The sequence below is a fragment of the Paraburkholderia jirisanensis genome, from assembly GCF_054782355.1.
Genome location: NZ_BAAGSQ010000005.1, coordinates 120,977 through 141,595 on the forward strand (window position 1 = coordinate 120,977; position 20,619 = coordinate 141,595).

Below are 20,619 nucleotides of genomic sequence, written 5' to 3' on the forward strand. Positions count from 1 at the left end.
CGCGATTCGTAACATCCGCCTTACATTTGCTGTGCCTTTCCGGGGCGCGATTTATACTTGCCGCAACCTGACCTTCGTCAAACGCGGCGGGCTTGCCGCCGCATCACCCGCGACCGGAAATGGCAAGCCTCAACAAAGCAACGCTCGCATCTTCCCTGCAGACCGTGCGCCACGTCGCGCAAGCGCGGCGTACCCGCCGCATCCTGATCGGCCTGCTGATCTTCGTCCTGCTATTCGGCTTGCTGGGTTTCTTCGCGGCGCCGCCGCTGATTCGCCACATCGCCGAACAACAGTTGTCGAAGCAGCTAGACCGGCCCGCGACCATCGGGCGCATCGCGCTCAATCCGTACACGCTGAATCTCGAAGCCGATCGCATTCATGTCGGCGAGCGCGGCGGCCAGGGCGACTTCATCGATATCGAACGGCTGATCGTGCGGCCTTCGTGGGCCTCGCTGTTTCGCGCGGCGCCGATCGTCGATGAAGTGCAGATCGATTCGCCGCGTTTTCATATCGTGCGTTACGATGCGCAGCGCTTCAATTTCACCGACCTGATCGAGAAGTTCGCGAAGCAGCCGGCCAAACCCGACGACGGCAAGCCGACGCTGTTCTCCGTGTCCAACATCCGCCTCGAGAACGGCTCGATCACCTTCGACGACCGGCTGCTCGACACGAAACACGTGATCGACCAATGGCGCCTCGGCATCCCGTTCATCGCGACGCTGCCTTCGAAAACCGACATCTTCGTGCAACCGCTGTTGCGCATGCGTATCGACGGCAGTCCGCTCGCGCTCGACGGCAAGACCAAGCCGTTTGCGCAATCGCGCGAGTCCGAAGTGACGTTGCGCTTCGACGATCTCGACGTGCCGCGCATCCTGTCCTACGTGCCGATGAAGCTGCCGGTGACCGTGCAGGCCGGCAAGCTGTCGAGCGACCTGAAGCTCAACTTCGTGATGTCGGGCGAGACGCCGACGCTGCGCGTGTCGGGCACGACCGATCTCGACGGCGTCGACGTGCTCGACGAGCACAAGGCGCCGTTCTTCGCGGCGCGCGCGGTGCATGTCGGCGCGGCGCTGCTCGAGCCGTTGAAGAGCGTGTATCACTTCGACGAGATCCGTGTCGATGCGCCGACGGTCAAGCTGGCGCGCGACAAGAATGGCGTGCTGAGCGTGCAGCAGACCTTCGCCGCGGCGCCGGCCGATGCGGCCAATGCAGCGAGTGCGCCGGCTGCGGCGTCCTCGCCTGTCGCCGCCACGCCCGCTAGCGCACCCGCTGCCAGTGCGGCTGCTGCAGCCTCACAGCCTGCCTCATCACAATCTGCCGCCAACGCGCCGGCCGAGCCGCCACCGCCTCTCGACCTCACCATCAAGCGTTTCACCCTGACCGACGGCACGGTCGACATTGCCGACGCCGCCGTATCGCGCCCGGTCGACACAGGCCTGACCAACCTCGCCGTGTCGCTCACCGACTTCTCTTCGCTAGCGAAAACGCCCGCGCGCTTCACGCTGGACACGCGTGCGAAGAACACGGGCGGCACACTGAACGCGTCCGGCTCGTTCGGCATGGCGGCGAAGACGGCCGACGTCAAGCTCGACCTGAAGTCGCTCGCGCTGCCGCCCGCGCAGCCGTACCTGGACACAGTTACCGCCGCGCAGGTGCTGGACGGCGCGCTGTCGGCGTCGGTCAATCTCAGCGCGAACTGGGCCAAGTCCCCGCCCGACCTGAAGATCGGCGCCAGCACGCTCGACCTGCAGTCGCTCAGGCTGGCGGCGCGCGGTGCGCAGCAGCCGGCCATCGCGCTCGCGCAAGGGCACGTCGCGCTGACCGGCGTGGACCTGAGCGCGCGCAAGGCCGAGATCGCAAGCGTCGACGCCACCGGCCTCGCGATCGACGCGCAGCGCCTGAAAGACGGCAGCATCGACCTGCTGGCGCTGGCCGGCGCGCACCAGCAGGCGCAGGAGCGCACGGCAGTGCACGCGGTGAAGAAAGCACAGGAAGAAGGCCCGGCGTGGCACTACACGATCGGCGCGTTGAACCTGAAGGAAAGCTCGGCGATCTTCACCGACAACACCACGCCGCGCCCGGTCAAGCTGACGGTGGCGCCGCTGCAATTGCAGATCAGGCAGATCAGCGACGACCTGAGCCGTCCGCTGCCGATCGAACTGCAGGCCACGGTCAATCGCAACGGCACGCTCGGCGTGAGCGGCGACGTCACGGCGACGCCGCTCAAGCTCGGCCTGAAGCTCGATGCGAACCGGCTCGACGCGGCGGCGTTCGAGCCGTATTTCGGCAGCAAGCTGAACGCGACGGTGGCGAGTGCGTTGCTCAATGCGAAGGGTGATGTCGCACTGACGCAGGACGACACGCCCGGCAAGCCAGGCGGCGGGCTGAAGGCGTCGTACCGCGGCGACGCGGCGCTGGTCGACGTGCGCATGCTCGACAAGGCGACCTCCGATCCGTTTGCCGGCTGGCGCTCGCTGGCGCTGACCAACCTGAAGGCGAACTACGACGAGCACGGCACCGAAGTCGACGCGGCGCGCGTGACGTTCGCCAATTTCTACGGCCGCGTGCTGCTCGATGCGCAGGGCAAGCTGAACCTGAGCGACGTGGTGGCGAGCGGCAAGGGCGGCGCGAAGCAACAATCGCTGACGCGCGACACCAGCGGCAAGGAGCCGATTCCGCTGACGCCGGCGGGCAGCGCCGAAGTGAAGCTTGCAGGGGATGCTTCTGCAGCGGCGGTGGCCAGCGAGCCGCGCGCTGCATCGCAGACGGGGCAGGCAGCACAAGCGGCACCGGCCGCTTCAGCCGCTGCGGCAACGATCGCGGCGGCCTCCACGCCGCCGGCCGCCGCTACGGCCAAGCCGTCGAGCGCCACCGCACCGCGCCACGCAGCGGCTGCACCAAACGCGCCGGTCAAGCTGCATTTCGGCCAACTAGTGCTGCAAGGCGGCCGCGTCACCTACACCGACAACTTCATCAAGCCGAACTACACGGCGAACCTGGTGTCGATTCACGGCACGATCGGCGCGTTCGGCACCGATTCGAAGACTTCCGCGCCGGTCGACGTCGCCGCGAAGCTGGCCGCGAACGGTCCGATCACGATTCGCGGCTCGGTCAATCCGCTGATCGAGAAGCCCGCGCTCGATCTGACTGCCACCGCGCACGACATCGAACTGACCAACCTCACGCCGTATTCGGCGAAGTACGCGGGCTACCCGATCACGAAGGGCAAGCTGAACGTCGACCTGCACTACAAGCTCGACAACAACCTGCTGTCCGCCAACAACCACATCTTCATCGACCAGCTCACGTTCGGCGACCACATCGACAACGACACGGCGACCAGACTGCCGGTGCGTCTGGCGATTTCGCTGCTGAAGAATTCGCGCGGCGAGATCGACGTCGACATTCCGGTGTCCGGCTCGCTGGACAATCCGGAGTTCAGCGTCGGCGGGCTGATCTGGCGTGCGGTGCTGAACCTGCTGCAAAGAGCGGTGACCGCGCCGTTCACGTTGCTCGCGCATGCATTTGGCGGCGGAGGCGGCGAAGAGCTGGGTTACGTCGCATTCGACGCGGGCTCCGCGAAGCTGTCCGACGACGCGCAGAAAAAGCTCGATACGATCGCCAAGGCGCTGACCGACAAGCAGTCGGTGCGGATCGACCTGATCGGCCGCGTCGATCCGGCGGTCGACGAACCGGCGCTGCGCACGCGCTACGTCGACCGGCTGGTCAAGCAGCAGAAACTGAAGGACGTGGTCGGCAACGGCGAGAGCGTCGATACGTCGAACATCAGCGTCGCGCCGAACGAGTATCAGAAGTACCTGACAAAGGCCTATAAAGACGCTGACTTCAAGAAGCCGAGCAACCTGATCGGCATGACGAAAACGCTGCCCGACGACGACATGAAGAACGCGCTCGCCGAGCATGCGCCGGTCAACGAAGCGGGCCTGCGCACGCTCGCACAGCAACGCGCGCAGGCGGTGCAGCAGTACTTCGACGGCAAGATCGAAAGCAGCCGCGTATTTATCGTCGCGCCGAAGCTCGATGCGAAAGGCATCGAGGACAAGGGGCCGACCACGCGGGTGGATTTCGGCCTGAAGTGAAGCAGTCTTGCATGGCGGGCGGGCGCCGGTAGCAGCAGGCGCCGCCCATCACGACGGCCGGCCGCATCGATGGTCGGCCGCATCGATGGTGTCACATCTCCCACCATCGTCGGCCCAATCAGCCGTTGCCGTTCAGCAGAGCGCCGGCGATGCATTGCCACTCCCCCGTCACCTCCACTGCACGTGCAACGCAGCCGCGCTTCAGCCGCGGCCGCGCGCGTCCAACCGACGCGTTGCAACGCGTCGGCCCCGGCAGCCCATTGCAAGTCCTGACGAATCCGACCGCGAGCGGGGAAATTTCCTGGATTCGGTGACGGGTGAACCTGTTTATGCTCAAGCCTTTGTGAGGGCCGGTGCGTTCGACGTAGGAAACGATGAAAGCCGCAGCGGTGGTGCTGACATGTGAGCTGAATCGAACCGCAAGTCGAGCGACGAGTTGGCCACGAGACCCGCCACGGCTTGGGCAGCAAGCGACCGGCACGCCCGCACGAAGGCTACTGGCGCGGGCCTGTCGTGCGCGGCCGCCAGCCCTCGCAATGAATTTGCATGACCGCGTTGCGGGCGCCGCATGATAAACATGAGGCATTCGATATCACTGCAATACAGGAACCTCCCGGTGCCGATACTTCGGTTGCCGAAACGGTCTGTCACAGTATCGGGCAGCGTCGTCGCGCAAGCGGGCGTCCGGATCGATACGTGCTCGTCACGCGATCTTCATGCGCGCGTGTCGCCATAACAACACAATTTGGAGAACAGATGATGCCTACGGTTCTGATCGTGGATGACCACCCGGCGCTGCGTCTTGTGATCAAGACGCATCTGGCGCAGCTGCCCGGCATGGGAGAGGTCGTCGAGGCCGACAACGGCCAGGAAGCCGTAGAGATGACGCGCCAGTACATGCCGGATCTGGCGATTCTCGATCTCGATATCCCGCGCATCAGCGGGCTCGACGTGATTCCGAGGCTGCGGCTCGCGCATCCGGAGATCCGCGTGCTGATCCTGTCCGGACACGATGCGTCGACCTTCGTGCAGCGCGCCGTGCGGGCCGGCGCGCAGGGCTTCGTCAGCAAGGCGCAGGACATCAGGGAAATCATGCGCGGCGTGGAGGCGATCCTGTCGGGATACAGCGTATTTCCGGTCACGTCGGGCACGGTGGTGGCGCCGCTGGTCGGCACGGTCAGCGAGCAGGACAAGCTCGAACTGCTGTCCGACAAGGAACTGGTGGTATTGCAGATGCTCGCCAAGGGCATGTCGAACAAGGCGATCGGCGAGGCCTTGTTCATCAGCAACAAGACCGTCAGCAGCCATAAGGCGAGGATCATGCATAAGCTGGGTGTGCATACGCTCGTTAGTCTGGTCGATTTCGCACGGCGCTGCGGTATCGCGTCGACCCAGCAGTGATGAGGGGGCGGCTTGACGGCCGGCGCGACGGCCGCGCGCGCGAACTATCGGCGGTGTCGGTGGGCGCGGTGCGCGCGAGTACCCGCCGCACCGGCGAGTGTGCCGGCATGGTGTGCACGCATGCGCGCAGCGCCGGCTGGGTGGCGCGCGATGCCATCTGGCTGGCGCTGATCGCGGGCGAGCCGCGCGAAGCCGCGGCAATCCTGAACCATGCGGGTGTGTCGGCGGGGTCGCACGATGTGCGTGCGACGGTGGTCAGCGGGCGACAATACGACGAGCTGGCATACGCGTGGCAAAGCGGCGGGCAAGCAAGCTCGCAGTCAGGCTCGCCATCAGGCTCGCCAAGCGGCTTGCCAACCGGCTCATCGAGAGGCTCATCAAGCGGCTCGCAGGCAGGCGGCGGCCGTCCGTCGCCGCGCAGCGCAACGCGCCCGGCTGCGATGCCGGGCCGGCGCCGCGGCATCGTGCTGGTGGTCAGCGACCGGCGGCTGCTGAGCGCGCGCGTCGATGCGCTCGCCTGCGACGATAAGGCGATTGCGGCTGAATTCATGCGCATTCTGCTCGATTCGAACCGCCAGATACTGGCGACCATCGAAACCGCTGCTCATCGTATGGCATGGAGCGAGCTCGGCGATGCAATGCACCGCATCAACGGTTCGCTGAGGCTGTTCAATTGCGGCGATGTGGTGGAACTGGCTGCGCGCGTCGAGCGCGCCGTGGCGCGTCGCGACCCAGGCGGCGTGCAGGCGGTGCTGCCGATCTTTGTCAGCGTCGTGCGAAGCCTGAACGCGGTGCTCACACGCGCACTCGAGCGCGAGTCGACCGCCGAGGCGCACCGTTGACCGGACGGCAACCTGCGCGATGCGGGCGTGATGCGTTGACCGATCTGATTCTTTTGTTGTTCAGAAAAATTCCGCTTTAGTGGAATTGAATAAATCGCAATGAGTCCATCCTGAATGAAAGATCATTAAATATATCCGGTATTCGATGAATGGATGTAATGCCAGGTTATTGAATATCCGATCGTGTATGGACAAATTATAAAGATCTCCGTGGCGACAAATCATCGGAAATTTCCCGTCGTTTGAAGCGCATTTCCCAACGTGTATTGATCGTGTAGCGGCAGGGGCCGGACGCTGCAACTGCATTCCGTTGTTCCAGCGGCCCGCGCGGGGCGGTTGTGCAGCCGCGGTCGACCAGAAATGCCGGTTTCCTCTCGCATGCTCAGCAAAATCCTACATCGCTCCAGCCTTTCCTGATTTTTCGATATAAGCGCGAAAGCTAGATTGTTCACGTCAAAAGGTTTGCATCGGAATAAGCCGGATCGATGCGACTTTCTTTGTCGAAACCGTCGTTCGCCGTTCATAAAGCGCACACGAAAATTCACCGGTTTTATTTTGCAGAAAGGCAAGAGGGATGAATAAGGTTTATAAGTCAGTCTGGAATGCGTCCGCGGGCACCTATGTCGCCGCGGCGGAAAACGTCAACGCAAGCGGGCGCAAGACAAACCGCCGGGCCCGCAACCTGGCATCGGCCGCGCTCGCGTCGGTCGCTACGTTCGGCTCGATCGGCCTCGCGTATGCAGACGAGCCGGGTGCCGGGCCATCCGGCAACACCGCGGCAGGCAGCACGAACGCCGCGGCGGCGCCGCTTGCCAGCGTCGGCGCGGCGGGCGTCGGCACGATCAACGCCGGCAATAACGGCGTTACCGTGCAGGTGGTCGACACGTATACGTCCGACAACAGCAACCTCAAGTACTTCCACGTCAACTCCACGCTGCCGGATTCGTCGGCGAGCGGCAACGACGCGATCTCGATCGGCGGTGCCGCACGCGCGATTAGCACCAGCACGAACGGCGTGACCTACGTGTCGGACCAGAGCAGCACGAGTACCGGCAGCGGACCGGTGGCGATCGGCGCGGCCGCGTTCGCGCAGGGCGCAGGCAACGTCGCGCTGGGCATGAATTCGCGTGCGGACGGCCTGTACCACGCGGTCGCGCTCGGCGGCGAAGCGCAGGCGAAGGGTCCCTATGCGCTGGCGGCGGGCGGCCGCTCGCTCGCCTCGGCTGAGTCATCCACTGCGCTCGGCGGGCATGCGCAGGCGCTCGCGTATCAGTCGGTGGCGCTCGGCTACGAGTCGGTCGCGACGCGTGCCAATAGCGTGTCGGTCGGCAAGCAGGGCGCCGAACGCCAGTTGACCAATCTGGCCGCGGGCACCGACGATACCGACGCAGTCAACCTGAAGCAGCTGAACACGACAGTGCAGAACGCAGTGGCCAGCGGCGGCGTGGCCGACCCGGTGCGCTACGACAATTCATCCCATACGACGCTGACACTGGGCGGCGTCGGTGCGGCGCAGCCGGTCAAGCTGAGCAATGTTGCCGCGGGCGCGATCGCGCAGAACAGCGGCGAAGCAGTGAACGGTGCGCAGCTTTATCAGACCACGACCAGCGTCGCGAATGCACTGGGCGGTGCGGTTGCCGTCGACGCCAATGGCCGCGTGTCGACCGCCTATACGCTGGACGGCACGACGTACAACAACGTGGGCGCGGCGCTGTCGGCGGTCAACGCAAAGACGGGCGCGGGCACCGCGAACGGCGTGATGTACGACACCTCCGCGCGCGACAGCGTGACGCTTGGCGGTGCCGGCGCGAACACGCCGGTGCGTATCGGCAACGTCGCGGCCGGCCAGCTCGCGGCCAACAGCAAGGAGGCGGTGAACGGCGGCCAGCTGTATGCGACGGCAAACAGCGTCGCGGGCGCGTTCGGTGGCGGTTCGAAGGTCAACGGCGACGGCACGGTCACGACGCCCAGGTTCACGATCTCGGGCACTACCTATAACGACGTCGCATCGGCGATGAACGCCATCGGCGTACTCGGCCAGGACGTGCAGACCACGGCGAAATACGTGAAGGTCGTGTCGGGCGCGCCGGAAGCGATGTCGATGGGCAACGAGACCACCGCGATCGGCGGCGGTTCGTTCGCGGCCGGCAACCGCAGCCTCGCGATCGGCACCGGCGCGCGTGCGCAGTTCGACGATTCGGTGGCGATCGGTTCGGGCGCGCAGGCGTATGAAGCGAATACCGTTTCGGTCGGCCACACCGGCGCGGAGAAGCGCATCACCAACGTCGCAGCAGGCGTGAATACGACCGACGTGGCAACCGTCGGCCAGTTGAACCTGTTGCAGCAACAACTGGTGAAGCAGACTGGCGGCGGCCTCCTGAAGGCGACGGCGCTGCTTGGCGCGACCCCTCCCGTTACCGATTTCATCGCGGTTAGCAGCAACACCACGCCGGGCGGCCCGACCCATGTATCGGACGCATTGAATGCGATGGCGATCGGGCCGACGGCGGGGGCAACCGGCGTCAATACGCTGGCAGTCGGCGCGGGGGCGGGCGCGTTGCGTACCGGTTCGACGGTGGTCGGTGCAGGTGCCGCCGGGCTCGCGATGAACGCGACGGTGGTCGGCCTTGGCGCATCGACGGGCTACGACGCACAGAACGGCGTATCGATCGGCTATATGGCGGCCTCCGAAGGCTCCGATACGGTAACAATCGGCACCTATGCGGTAACCAACGCAAACAGCTCGCTGTCGATGGGCACTTATGCCAGCACTGCGCGAGGCGCCGACAACTCGGTCGCGATTGGCAACAGCGCGAAGACCAGCGCAACCGGCACGGTAGCGCTCGGCGCGAAGTCGGTCGCGGATCGCGCCGATACCATTTCGGTCGGCAACAGCACGCTGCAGCGGCAAATCGTCAACGTCGCCGCGGGGACTTCGAAAAACGATGCGGTCAACGTCGATCAGCTGAAGGGCGTGACCGCGTCGCTCGGCGGCGGCGCGGACGTCGGTGCGGACGGCGCGATCAAGCGGCCGAGCTACACGGTCGGCGGGCAGACCTACACGGACGTCGGCACGGCGATCGCTGCTGCGGCGCTTTCAGGTGCGGGTGCAGTGGATGCGGTGAAGTACGACACGTCCGCGCACGACAAGGTGACGCTCGGCGGCACTGGCCCGAGGGCGGCAGTGAAGCTCGCGAACGTGGCGGAAGGCAAGGCCGATACCGATGCCGTCAACCTGAAGCAGCTGAAGGACCTGGGCGCGAGCTTCGATAGCGGCGGCAACGTGAACGGCGGCTTTGTCGCTTACGACGATTCGACCCAGCAGCGCGTGACGCTGAAGGGCAGCGGCGGCACGAAACTCGCGAACGTAGCGGCCGGCACGCTGGCTGCGGGCAGCACGGAGGCGGTCAATGGCGCGCAGCTGTACAAGACGAACCAGGACGTGAGCAACGTGGCCGGCGACGTGACCAATCTGACCAATGTGGTGAACCACATCACGGTTGATGGCGGCGGCGTCAAATACTTCCACGCGAACTCGGCGCTGGCGGATTCGACGGCGGGCGGCGACGATTCGGTGGCGATCGGCGGCGCGGCGAACGCGACGGCGAAGGGGGCGGTAGCGCTCGGCGCCGGCGCATTGGCCGAGCGTGCCAATACGGTTTCGGTGGGTGCGAAGGGCAAGGAGCGGCAGGTCGTCAACGTGGCGGCAGGCACCACGGATACCGATGCGGTGAACCTGAAGCAATTGAAGGATCTGGGTGCGAGCTTCGATACCGGCGGCAATGTAACCAGCGCGTTCGTCGCGTACGACGACTCGGCGAAGACACGTGTAACGCTAGGCGGTCAAGGCAGCACGACGCCGGTGACGGTCGCGAATGTAGCCGACGGCAAGGCAAATAACGATGCGGTAAACGTCAAGCAGCTGAAGGACCTCGGCGCAAGCATCGACACCAGCGGCAATGTAACCAGCGCGTTCGTCGCGTACGACGACTCGGCGAAGACACGTGTAACGCTAGGCGGTCAAGGCAGCACGACGTTGGTGACGGTCGCGAATGTAGCCGACGGCAAGGCGAACAACGACGCAGTGAACGTCAAGCAGCTGAAGGACCTCGGCGCCGGCTTCGACACCAGCGGCAACGTGACCAGCGCGTTCGTCGCATACGACGACTCGGCGAAGACGCGTGTAACGCTCGGCGGCAAGGGCAGCACAACGCCGGTAACGGTCGCCAACGTAGCCGACGGCAAGGCGAACAACGACGCAGTGAACGTCAAGCAGCTGAAGGACCTCGGCGCCGGCTTCGACACCAGCGGCAACGTAACCAGCGCCTTCGTCGCCTACGACGACGCGACGCGCGCGTCGATCACGCTGAAAGGCACCGACGGCACGCGCATCACACGGCTTGCCGCGGGTTCGCTAAGCGCGAACAGCACCGATGCAGTCAACGGCGCGCAGTTGTACAAGACGAATCAGGACGTAGCCAACGTATCCGGCGACGTGACCAACCTGAACAACGTGGTGAACAACATCACGAACGGCAGCGGCATTAAATACTTCACCGCCGCATCGACGCTCGACGCAGCTCAGGCCACCGGCAGCGAGGCCATCGCGATCGGCGGCAATGCGCGCGCGACCGCCGCGAACTCGGTCGCGCTCGGTGCGAACGCGACCACCACCACCAATCTCGGCCTGCAGGCATACCAGCCCGGCACGCTCGATCTGGCGGGCACGACGGCAGCCGGTGAAGTATCGGTCGGCTCGGTCGGCAGCGAACGCCGCGTAACCAACCTCGCCGCCGGCGCAGCCGGCACCGACGCGGTCAACGTGAGCCAGCTGAAATCGGCCGTCGCAGCAGGCACCGCAGCGAGTCTCGCGAGCGCCGTGCAGTACGACAGCTCCGCGCGCGACAGCGTGACGCTCGGCGGCGCGAGCGCGCTCGCGCCGGTCGCACTGAAGAACGTGGCGCCCGGCCAGCTGACAGCTGGCAGCAGGGACGCGGTGAACGGCGCGCAGCTGTTCAATACCGCATCGACCACCGCAGCCGCACTCGGCGGCGGCGCTGTAGCGGGCAGCGATGGCAAGATCAAGGCGCCGATCTACACGATCAGTGACAAGACCTACAACGACGTCGGCTCGGCGCTCGCAGCAGTCGGGCATACCGTCGATACGATCAATCACGACGTGTCGTCGGCGACCAAGTTCATCAGCGTGCGTTCAGATCCGTTCGACCCGGCCGTGGCCGAAGCGCAGGCCAGCGGCGCAGGTGCGGTCGCGATCGGCAGCGCTACCTATGCATACGGCGAGCAATCGCTTGCGATCGGCGCCGGTTCGCGCACGGGGGGCTTCGGCTCGATGGCGATGGGCTCCGGCGCGAAGGCGACCGAAGAAGGCGCGATGGCGCTCGGCGCACACGCCGTGTCGGGCTTCGCGAACGCCGTGGCGATCGGCTACAACTCGGAGGCGGACCAGCCGAACACGGTATCGGTCGGCAGCGCGGCCGCGCAGCGGCGCATCACGCATGTGGCCAACGGCCTCGATGCGACCGACGTGGCGACGGTGGGCCAGCTGGACGCGCTCAAGCAGCAGCTCGTGAAGTCGGGCGGCGGTGGCGGTGTCAAGGCGATGGCGCTGCTGGGCGCCGGCGCCGCGGTACCGGTCACCGATTACATTGCGGTCAGCCCGAAGGTGACCGCCGGCACGACCGGCACGCACACCTCCGACGACGAAAACGCGATGGCAGTCGGACCGATGGCAGCGGCAACCGGCAAGAACGCGCTGGCGGTCGGCGTCGGCGCGGCTTCGTTGCGCAGCGAGACGACGTCGTTCGGCGCCGGCGCGGCAGCGCTGTCGATCAGCTCGACGGTAATGGGCAACATGGCATCGACTGGCTACGATGCGACCGCCAGCGTGGCGGTGGGCTATATGGCTGCCGTCGAAAACGACCACTCTGTCGCGGTCGGCATGAAATCGACGGCAAATGGCTCTTATTCGGTGGCCATCGGTGCCAACGCAACCACTGCGCGAGCCGCCACGAATTCGATCGCGCTCGGCGGCAACTCGCTGGCCGACCGCGCGAACACCATTTCGGTGGGCAATGCGACGACCCAGCGGCAGATCGTCAACGTCGCGGCCGGCAGCGGCAATTTCGATGCGGTGAACGTCACGCAGCTGAAGGGCGCGTTGAGCGCGCTCGGCGGCGAGGCCGGGCTCGATGCGAACGGCGTGGTGCTGAAGCCGGCGTACCGGATCGGCGGCAGTACGTATTCGGACGTCGGCAGCGCGCTGGCCGCAGTCGCCGACATCGGCGGCACCGGCAGCGTCGATGCGGTGAAGTACGACACGTCGGCGCACGACCAGCTGACGCTGGGCGGCGTCGGCGCGGCCGTGCCGGTGGCACTGACCAATCTGGCCGCGGGTGCGGTCTCGGCGACCAGCCGCGATGCGATCAACGGTGCGCAGCTGTACGGCACGGCCGATTCGCTTGCAGCAGCGCTTGGCGGTGGCGCGGCAGTCGGCGCGGACGGCAAGGTGACGAAGCCGGCCTACAAGGTCGGCGAGAACACCTACGACAACGTCGGCAACGCGTTCTCCGCGGTGAATTCGGCGCTGGTCTCGGGCGGCGACCCGAACGCGGTGGTCTACGACTCGACTTCGCGCGATCGCGTCACGCTCAACGGCGCCGGCGCGCCGGTCACGCTGACCAACCTGGCCGACGCCAAAGGCGATGCCGACGCCGTGAACCTGCGGCAGCTGAAAGCCGCCGGCCTCACGGTCGACCCGAGCACCGGCCTTGTGACCAACGCGTTCGTCGCCTACGACAACACATCGAAAACCAGCGTGACGTTCAACGCCGGCGGCTCACCGACGCAACTGAAGAACATCGCCGCCGGCGTCGATCAATTCGATGCGGTCAACGTGCGGCAGATGGAGCAGTACGTGACGGTGCAGATCAACAACTTGCCGTCGTCGTCGACCACGGTGATCACCAACGATCTGCCGACCGGCGCCGCGAGCGGCGATGCGATCGCGATCGGTAACGGCTCGGTGGCCTCCGGCACCGCGGCCATTGCGATCGGCGCACGCACGGTGACGTCGGGCGACAACTCGGTCGCGCTTGGCGTCGGCGCGTCGGCGCCCGCGACGAATGCGGTCGCGCTCGGGGCGAACTCGGTGGCCGATCGCGACAACACGGTGTCGATGGGCGCGCCGGGCGCCGAGCGGCAGATCACCAACGTGGCGGCAGGCAGCGCGGCGACCGATGCGGTGAATGTCGGCCAGTTGAACAGCGCGGTGAGTGGGCTGCAGAAGAACCTGCACGACATGGACCGCGACAACCGCCGCGGGATTGCCGCCGCCTCGGCGCTGAACATCGTTACGCCGTATCTGCCTGGCCGCACCACGCTCAATGCGGGCGTAGCCGGCTACCGCGGCACGGCGGCGCTCGGCCTTGGCGTATCGCGCTGGAACGAAAAGGGGACGGTCAACTACAACCTCGGCGTATCGAGTGCGGGCGGCAACAGCACGATCGTGCGCGCCGGCGTGGGCATCGTGTTCGGCAACTAAAGCGTCACGCACGGCATGGCCTTGGGTCATGCCGCCACCCAGGCCTCGTTGACCGGGCCGCGCGGGAAGGTCCCGCGCGGCCCATTCTTGATGGAACACCAACATGAAGTATTCATTGATCACCCTCGCGTGCGCGGCGTTGCTGGCCGGCTGCTCGTCGAGTGCGACGCGCGATGCGCTGCAGGTGCAGAACCCGACGGTCCTGCAGACCGGCTTCGGTACCACGCAGGACGCCGCCGCGGGCGCCGCGACGCCACAATGGCTCGACACCTACCGCGGCACGGACAACCGCACGAAGCTGGAGAACGTGCGGCGGCGGCTCGACGCGCTGGCCACGCGCAAGGACAACTACTTCGGCTACAAGGCGCAATGCTGGCTCGATGCGGCGCAACAGGAGCGTTCGGACCTGAACCACTGGGGCTTTGTCGAAGAAGCGCTGCATGAGGCGGACCGGCTGACGGCATCGCTCGAAACGGGCAATGGCCTCGCTGCGGACAATCCGACGCTGCGCACGGCGACGGCGGTGCGTCCCGACCTGTGGCAGCAGATCCTGGCCGCGAAGGGGGCGCCGGCCTTTCCGATGTGCACGCCGGCGCAGCGGCTGGCGGCGTGCGCGGAAGTGGAGATGTTGCATGCGGGACATGAAGCGTGGACGCGCGATTTCACCGGCAGCGCGGTGCGCGTCGAGCGCGTCACCACGAACCTGCCTGCGCTCAACGCCGCGCTTGACGCGTGCAAGCCGCCACCTGAGCCACCGCCGCCGCAGATTCCGGCCAAAATCACGCTACGAGGCGATACGACCTTCGGGTTCGATCGCAGCGACATGGCGGGGATGCTGCCCGATGGCCGCAAGCGGCTCGACCAGCTGGTCGGCGATCTGAAGCAGGTCGACGACGTGACGGCAATCGGCATCGACGGTTATACGGACCGGCTCGGCAGCGACCGCTATAACCAGCAATTGTCGACCCGCCGCGCGGACACCGTGAAGCGCTATCTGCAGCAGGGGGGTGTCGATGTGCCGATGACCGCGCGCGGCCGCGGCAAGAGCGATCCGGTCGTGCAGTGCGACAACCGGAACCGCGCACAGTTGATCGATTGTCTGGCGCCGAACCGGCGTGTCGAGCTGAACTTCTCGCGCAAGCAGCCGGCTGCGGCACAACCGGGAGCGGGGCAGTAACGCAGCGAGCCCGGTCGCCTGGGCGCGCGGCGTGCCGCATGGATGCAGCGGCGCGCCGCGTACCGTATCGAAGCAGCCGCACCAGTACCGCGTATCGCAGGGACGCAGCCGCGCGCCGCTGCGTGCGCCGTCCCGCGAAACGTCGCGAGCGCTTGCGGCCGGTACCGGCCCGCAAGCGCGGTGTCGCAAGCTGGTTTCAGGCGCCGCTGTGCGAACAGTTCTGCACGATCCGCCGTGCGCTCATCGCGCGCCAGTAGGTGAGAAAGCGTCCGCCGAACACCCCTGCGACTATTCCCGACACACCCGCGTCGATCATTGCGTACCAGCCGAGCATCGACAGATTCGTCACGGTGGCCAGTTCGACGCCGAGCCAGAACTTGGTGGCAAAGATCAGGACGATCAGCACCAGCGGCACCACGGAGCCGGGCAACATCACCGTGTTGGCGGCTGGATCGACGATAAAGCGGCTGCGGCTCGCAAGGAACACACCGCCCAGGATGCCGGCCAGCGCGCCGAAGCACCACGCCAACGCTGCCGACCACCCGATGAGCGGAGACGTGAGCAGATGCAGGATGCCCCAGCCGGCGAACACGACCGGGATGATCGCGAGCCGCGACAGCGGCGCGGTGCCGCTCTTGAGCGCCTTGAAACCGCGCGACAGCAGATAGACCAGCAGCACCCAGACCCAGATCGGCGCGCCGTGAACGATTTCGACCAGTGACATGATGACCTCCGTTTTGACCTTGATATTGGTTTCGGCGGGGAGAAAAACGCTCTAACTGCCGACGAGGTGCATCGTAGCGACGCTGAATTAGCGAAAAATGAGGGACGTGCGGCCGGCGGCCGGCGCTCAGGCCTGACGAATCAATAGACGTCGATGCGCCCGGAAAGGCCCGGCGAAGACATGCATGCGGCGCTTGCCGTGCCAGGCGCCAGGCCACCGCGATGAGTGCGGGATATCGCGGCGCGGCTGAGCGGCGAGACACTCGCGCGGCTGCTCGATGAATCGCGCAAACGTGGCGCGCGGCGGGCTGGCGAATAGCGTCGAGGCGCGGCTCGCGACCGGTGGAACGTGCTATTCCACCGGTCGCGCGTATCAGCTTTTCAAACAGACATCACGAACGCGGGTTCGACCGGAGACTCACTTCACGGTGAACACGGAAATTCCGCCATTCGGGAACGCCCCGCTGCCTGCCTGGAACGGCACGTAGACCTGGCCCGAGGGTCCATCCACCGCCACCGAATGCGCGCCGGTTCCAACCGGTATCTGCGCGACGATCGTACGGCTCGTGCCATCGATAATCGCCATCTGCGGCGTGAAGCCCGAAGCCGCCGCGATACCGTTTGCCGTCCAATGCCGCGCCGGCAGGAAGTAACGGTTCGACGTTGCATCGTAGGCGATCTGGTCGACGCCGCCGAATGGCAGTTTCGCGAGCTGGGTGCCGTTGGTGCGATCGAGGATCAACGTAATCAGCGGACTGCCCGCAGCCGGATCGCAACCGACCATCACGTCCTGGTTAGGTCCGAGTGCGATGCCGGCCGGCACGCAGTTGCCAAGCGGAAAGGTTTTGGACACGGCCGGTTGCCCCGCCAGCACCGAGCTTGCGGCAATCACATCCAGCTCGCCGTTGGGATTGGCAGTCGTGCCGTCGTTGTTGATCAGAAAACTTTGCGTACCCGTGTCGTACTCGCAAGCCTCCAGCCCCGCCGAACCCGTAAACGGCAGTTTGGCGACGACCGTCTGCGTGTCCGTGTTGATAAAGCTGACGAATGGCGGATCGTCTCCCGGGTTGGCGATCATCACGAGGTGGTCGGTGGGATCGAAGCATCCTTCATCCACGCGATTGCCCGAGGTGGTGAGCGGGATGGTCTTCGTCACCACTTGCGCCGTGGTGTCCACCACCTTCGCGGCATTCACGTCGCCGACATAGATCGTGCTGGTGCCAGGCAAGCCCACCAGACCGTCGGGGCCGGAGCTATCGGTGGTCGCGCCCGCGCCGGTGAAGTTGCCGGCGATCTGCGCAATCAGCTGGTTACTGCTCGTGTCGACCACATCGACGGCTTTGTTGTTGCGGTCGGCGAGGAAGTAGCGGCCGTGGTCCGCGTAACTGATGTCAAAACTGAAAGCGGGGGTAGTCGCGTTAGGCACCGCGATATTGGTGACGAGGTGAGGGGTGCTGCTGGCACTGCTGGTGGGCGTGCTGTTGCTATGGTTTGAACCGCCGCAGGCGGCCAGCAAACATGCCGCCAGCGAGCAGATGGCGATATGCAGGTTACGCCGTGAACGTTGACCTTTCATCATTGTCTCCATGAATCCGCTCATCATTTATGTGAGCGATAACGATTAAACGGTTTATTGTCTTTATTCGGATTAATTCATAAAAATTCCTCGAATTCGGAGCATTGCTGATTTTCGTGCATGAATCGTTCAATACCTGTAGACGCCCGGATTTGCTGGATCTCAGGCAGTAAATCAGGAACTCGAATATCCATGCAAGCCTTGATAGACGGTTATCGGCTATCTCGGGCGAACAATGCGCGAGACTGGCTTAAGCGGGCCTTAAGCCAGATTTGAACGGTAATGCGAGTGAATTAGCGTTGAAAGATTTCGTCAGGTTGCCAACGCAACGGATTCGATAATCCGCTTGTTCCACAGCCATTCGAGAAGCTTGTGTGCGCTGGCCGTTTCCATCGACCTGCCGAGAAACGTCATCAGTTCGAGCGGCAGCGTGCTGCGCGTCAGCGCTCCGATCAACGGAAACAGTGCGACGCCATCCCAGTACGCGATCGGGCGATCGAGATTCGGATGCCGCAACGCGGCTTGCGCGGTGATACGGTCGCCGGTCGCGCACGGCATCGTGACGATCTCGGCGTCGTGAGCGAAGCGTACCGGCGCGTGCAACGGTAGCCGCGATACAGGCGTGGTCGATCGCGCCGGCGTGGCCGCGACGCGCGCGAGTTCGGTGCGTAACGCGCGAGACATAGTGTCGATACGTGCTGCGGCGATTTCGTCTTCCGCGACGTTCGATGCAAGCGTGTCCCGCGTCACGATCGGCATCGCGCGCTGCTGCCAGAACGGCGAACCGGCGCACCAGGTCTCGCCGTAATAGCGCGCGGTCCACGCGAAATGGCGTGCCGCACTTTCCACCAGGCGCGTTTCGTAGAAGCCGCGCGCCAGTTCCTGCTCGGCCGTATTGGCTGCCCGGCTCCATGTATTCAACGCGAGCGCGGCCTGCAGCGAAAATCGCATCGCCTTTTCGACACCGGAAGACGAAATCGGATCGAGCGCAAATGCCGTGTCCCCCAGTTTGATGCGCCCATCGTCCCACGCGAGCGCATCGACATAAGGCGTCGATACACACAGACTGACCGGCTCGCACCAGCGCAAGCCCGCCATCTCGCCGAACAGCAGGCTGCGCGCGCACGCGCCACGTAGTATCGATTCCGGCTCGCGTGCCGCCGGTTCGTCGCGCGTCGACGGATCGAACGTGAACATCACGCGGTAGCGGCGGCGCGGCAGCGTGGCGCCCCAGATCCAGCCGCTGGGCAGCGCCTCCACGCGGGTCGACAGATCGGTGCCGCGCGGCAGTGTGGCGAGATCGATTTCGGCCCACATTGTGGCAAGGCGCGCTGCGTGCAATCGCTGTGGCGCGCGCCGATGCTGCCGCCCCTGTGCTTCGAGCAGCGCCTGCACGTGCACGCGCTGCATGCCGTCGCCGTGTGCAAGCTCCACGGTCCATGCGCGCGCCGCTCCGTGAATGTCGATCACGCTTGCGGGACGAAGCACGGTCACGCCGCGCGACTCGGCAAGGCGCAACAGCGCGCTATCGAACGCCGCGCGATCGACGATGAAGCCTTCATGCGCGATCGTTTCGATGCCGGCGCTGCTCCAACGCACGCGCGTGCGCTGGCCCGACAGCAGCGGAACCGTTGCGAGCGCATCGTTCGCATCGAGATAGTCGACGATATTGCGCACGCCGGGCGTCAACGCTTCGCCAATCTGCGGACGCGGCCATTGCACGCTGCGTTCGACGACCAGCACGCGGTGCCCGAGCTGGTTCAGGCGCAGTGCCGCGCACAGGCCGGCAGGCCCGGCGCCGACCACCAGTACGTCGAATTCGCGCGTCACGCGTGTCCGGCGTTGCGAGGCGCCGCATCCTGCGAACCGGCGGACCAGTTCGGCGCATAGCGCGCCAGCCGGCCATGCGCGCCGATTGTGTAATGCAGCCAGCCGCGAATGTAGTCGCACGCGCTGCGCCCGCGCGCGAGCACTTCGTGGTGGCATCCGCCGCCGCATAGATAGCGGGCCCAGCACGAATTGCACGGTTGTTGCTGATGCACGTGCCGCTCGGCAAGCCAGATGGTTTGCCGGGCGCGATCGACGCCATCGGAAAGGCTGCCCATCGCGCCGGCCTCGTCGCCGACGAAGCGATGACACGCCGACAGTTCGCCATCGGCGGATACGCCGAGATATCCGGCGCCGGCTCCGCACGGATAAGGCCGGTGCGTGCCGCGTTGGATCTCGCGCAGCGCGTTCTGCATGTTCAGAAACGGATAGCGCTCGCCGCGCATCACTTTCTGCTCGAACGCGAGCCCGCACGCAATCATGCCTTGCAGCATCTCGGCCATGTCGTCATGGGTCATTTCGGCGCGGCCATTCGAAGCACGCAGCAGCGGCGAAAATCCGACGCTGTGGAAACCCATGTCGATGAAGGTATCCAGCGTCGCGGGCAGGTCGAGATTGAATGGCGTGACCGTCACGCGCGCCGAGACCTGCATGCGCCGCTGCCGCGAAACGAGCGGTGCGAGCCGTTCGACGATCTGGTCGAACGATCCTTTGCCGCTTTTGAACGGGCGCAGGCGATCGTGCACCGGCGCAGGTCCGTCGAGGCTGACAGTGACGGCGAAGCCGTGCGCCTCGAAAAAGTCTGCGTCGTCTTCGCGCAGCAGGCTGCCGTTGGTGGTGACCGAAAAGTTGCAGCGTATGCCGCGCGCGTCCGCGCGTTCGCGTGCGTACAGCGTTGCGGCACGCAGCACGTCGCGATTGGCGAGCGGCTCGCCGCCCATGAACGCGAGGTTGATCTTGCCGCCTTCGCTGGCTTCGTCGATCAGCAGGTCGACGGAAGCAAGCGCGGTTTGCAGCGCCATGCTTTTCGCCTTGCCGCCGAATTCCCCTTGCTGCGCGTAGCAATAAGTGCAGCCGAGATTGCATTTCTGCGCGATCGCGAGCGATAGTGCATGCACCGGCACGTCGGTGAGCGGCTCGTCGTCGATTGCGGGCGCCTGTACCAGGTGCTCGCGAGCGAGCAGCGCCGCGACGGCTTGCTGCGCGTCGTCGCCGTGCAGCGCAGCAGCGAATTCGCGATGCAGGCCGTGCGGCACATGAAACAGCTGGCTGCCGTTCACGAGCAGCAGATGCGCGCCGTCCGCATCGTCGACCAGATGCATCTGCGGATGCCGCGGGCGCGATGCGTCGACGATGCGCGAGGCCAGCGCCGCCGCTAACGCAGCATGCTGCGTCGGCAGCGGAACGTCCAA

The 20,619-nt window shown here is 65.5% G+C and carries 9 protein-coding genes; 5 read left to right on the plus strand and 4 right to left on the minus strand.

Translation table 11 applies throughout. The features are described 5' to 3' along the window. The first annotated feature begins 119 nt into the window (after positions 1-119). The 5 genes from ACYVNQ_RS03865 to ACYVNQ_RS03885 all read left to right on the plus strand — a co-directional run bounded on the left by ACYVNQ_RS03865 (position 120) and on the right by ACYVNQ_RS03885 (position 15,081). Entirely contained in the window at positions 120-4,100 is a 3,981-nt protein-coding gene (locus tag ACYVNQ_RS03865; protein WP_460900950.1) for a DUF748 domain-containing protein, read from the plus strand. A 759-nt stretch (positions 4,101-4,859) separates the two neighbouring features. Beyond that, on the plus strand, positions 4,860-5,501 hold the full coding sequence (locus ACYVNQ_RS03870) for a response regulator (protein WP_460901025.1): 642 nt from the start codon (positions 4,860-4,862) through the stop codon (positions 5,499-5,501). Then, entirely contained in the window at positions 5,501-6,343 is an 843-nt protein-coding gene (locus ACYVNQ_RS03875; RefSeq protein ID WP_460900951.1) for an Hpt domain-containing protein, read from the plus strand. Before ACYVNQ_RS03870 ends, ACYVNQ_RS03875 begins: the two co-directional genes overlap by 1 nt. A gap of 574 nt (positions 6,344-6,917) precedes the next feature. After that, the gene (locus tag ACYVNQ_RS03880; RefSeq protein WP_460900952.1) at positions 6,918-13,904 is read left to right on the plus strand and encodes a YadA-like family protein; all 6,987 of its coding nucleotides are present in this window, start codon (positions 6,918-6,920) and stop codon (positions 13,902-13,904) included. Positions 13,905-14,007: 103 nt separating this feature from the next. Then, positions 14,008-15,081: an OmpA family protein gene (locus ACYVNQ_RS03885; RefSeq protein WP_460900953.1), complete on the plus strand. Its 1,074-nt coding sequence runs from the start codon at positions 14,008-14,010 to the stop codon at positions 15,079-15,081. A 196-nt stretch (positions 15,082-15,277) separates the two neighbouring features. Here the strand turns inward: ACYVNQ_RS03885 and ACYVNQ_RS03890 are convergent, their stop codons facing one another. The 4 genes from ACYVNQ_RS03890 to ACYVNQ_RS03905 form a co-directional block, all read right to left on the minus strand. Then, complete coding sequence (locus tag ACYVNQ_RS03890; RefSeq protein ID WP_460900954.1) at positions 15,278-15,805, minus strand: DUF6622 family protein; 528 nt, start codon at positions 15,803-15,805, stop codon at positions 15,278-15,280. 417 nt (positions 15,806-16,222) lie between these two features. After that, the gene (locus tag ACYVNQ_RS03895; RefSeq protein ID WP_460900955.1) at positions 16,223-17,380 is read right to left on the minus strand and encodes a YncE family protein; all 1,158 of its coding nucleotides are present in this window, start codon (positions 17,378-17,380) and stop codon (positions 16,223-16,225) included. 312 nt (positions 17,381-17,692) lie between these two features. After that, the gene (gene qhpG, locus ACYVNQ_RS03900; protein ID WP_460900956.1) at positions 17,693-19,210 is read right to left on the minus strand and encodes a flavin-dependent monooxygenase QhpG; all 1,518 of its coding nucleotides are present in this window, start codon (positions 19,208-19,210) and stop codon (positions 17,693-17,695) included. Further along, on the minus strand, positions 19,207-20,619 hold the full coding sequence (locus tag ACYVNQ_RS03905; protein WP_460900957.1) for a radical SAM protein: 1,413 nt from the start codon (positions 20,617-20,619) through the stop codon (positions 19,207-19,209). The genes qhpG and ACYVNQ_RS03905 overlap by 4 nt, the downstream gene beginning before the upstream one ends.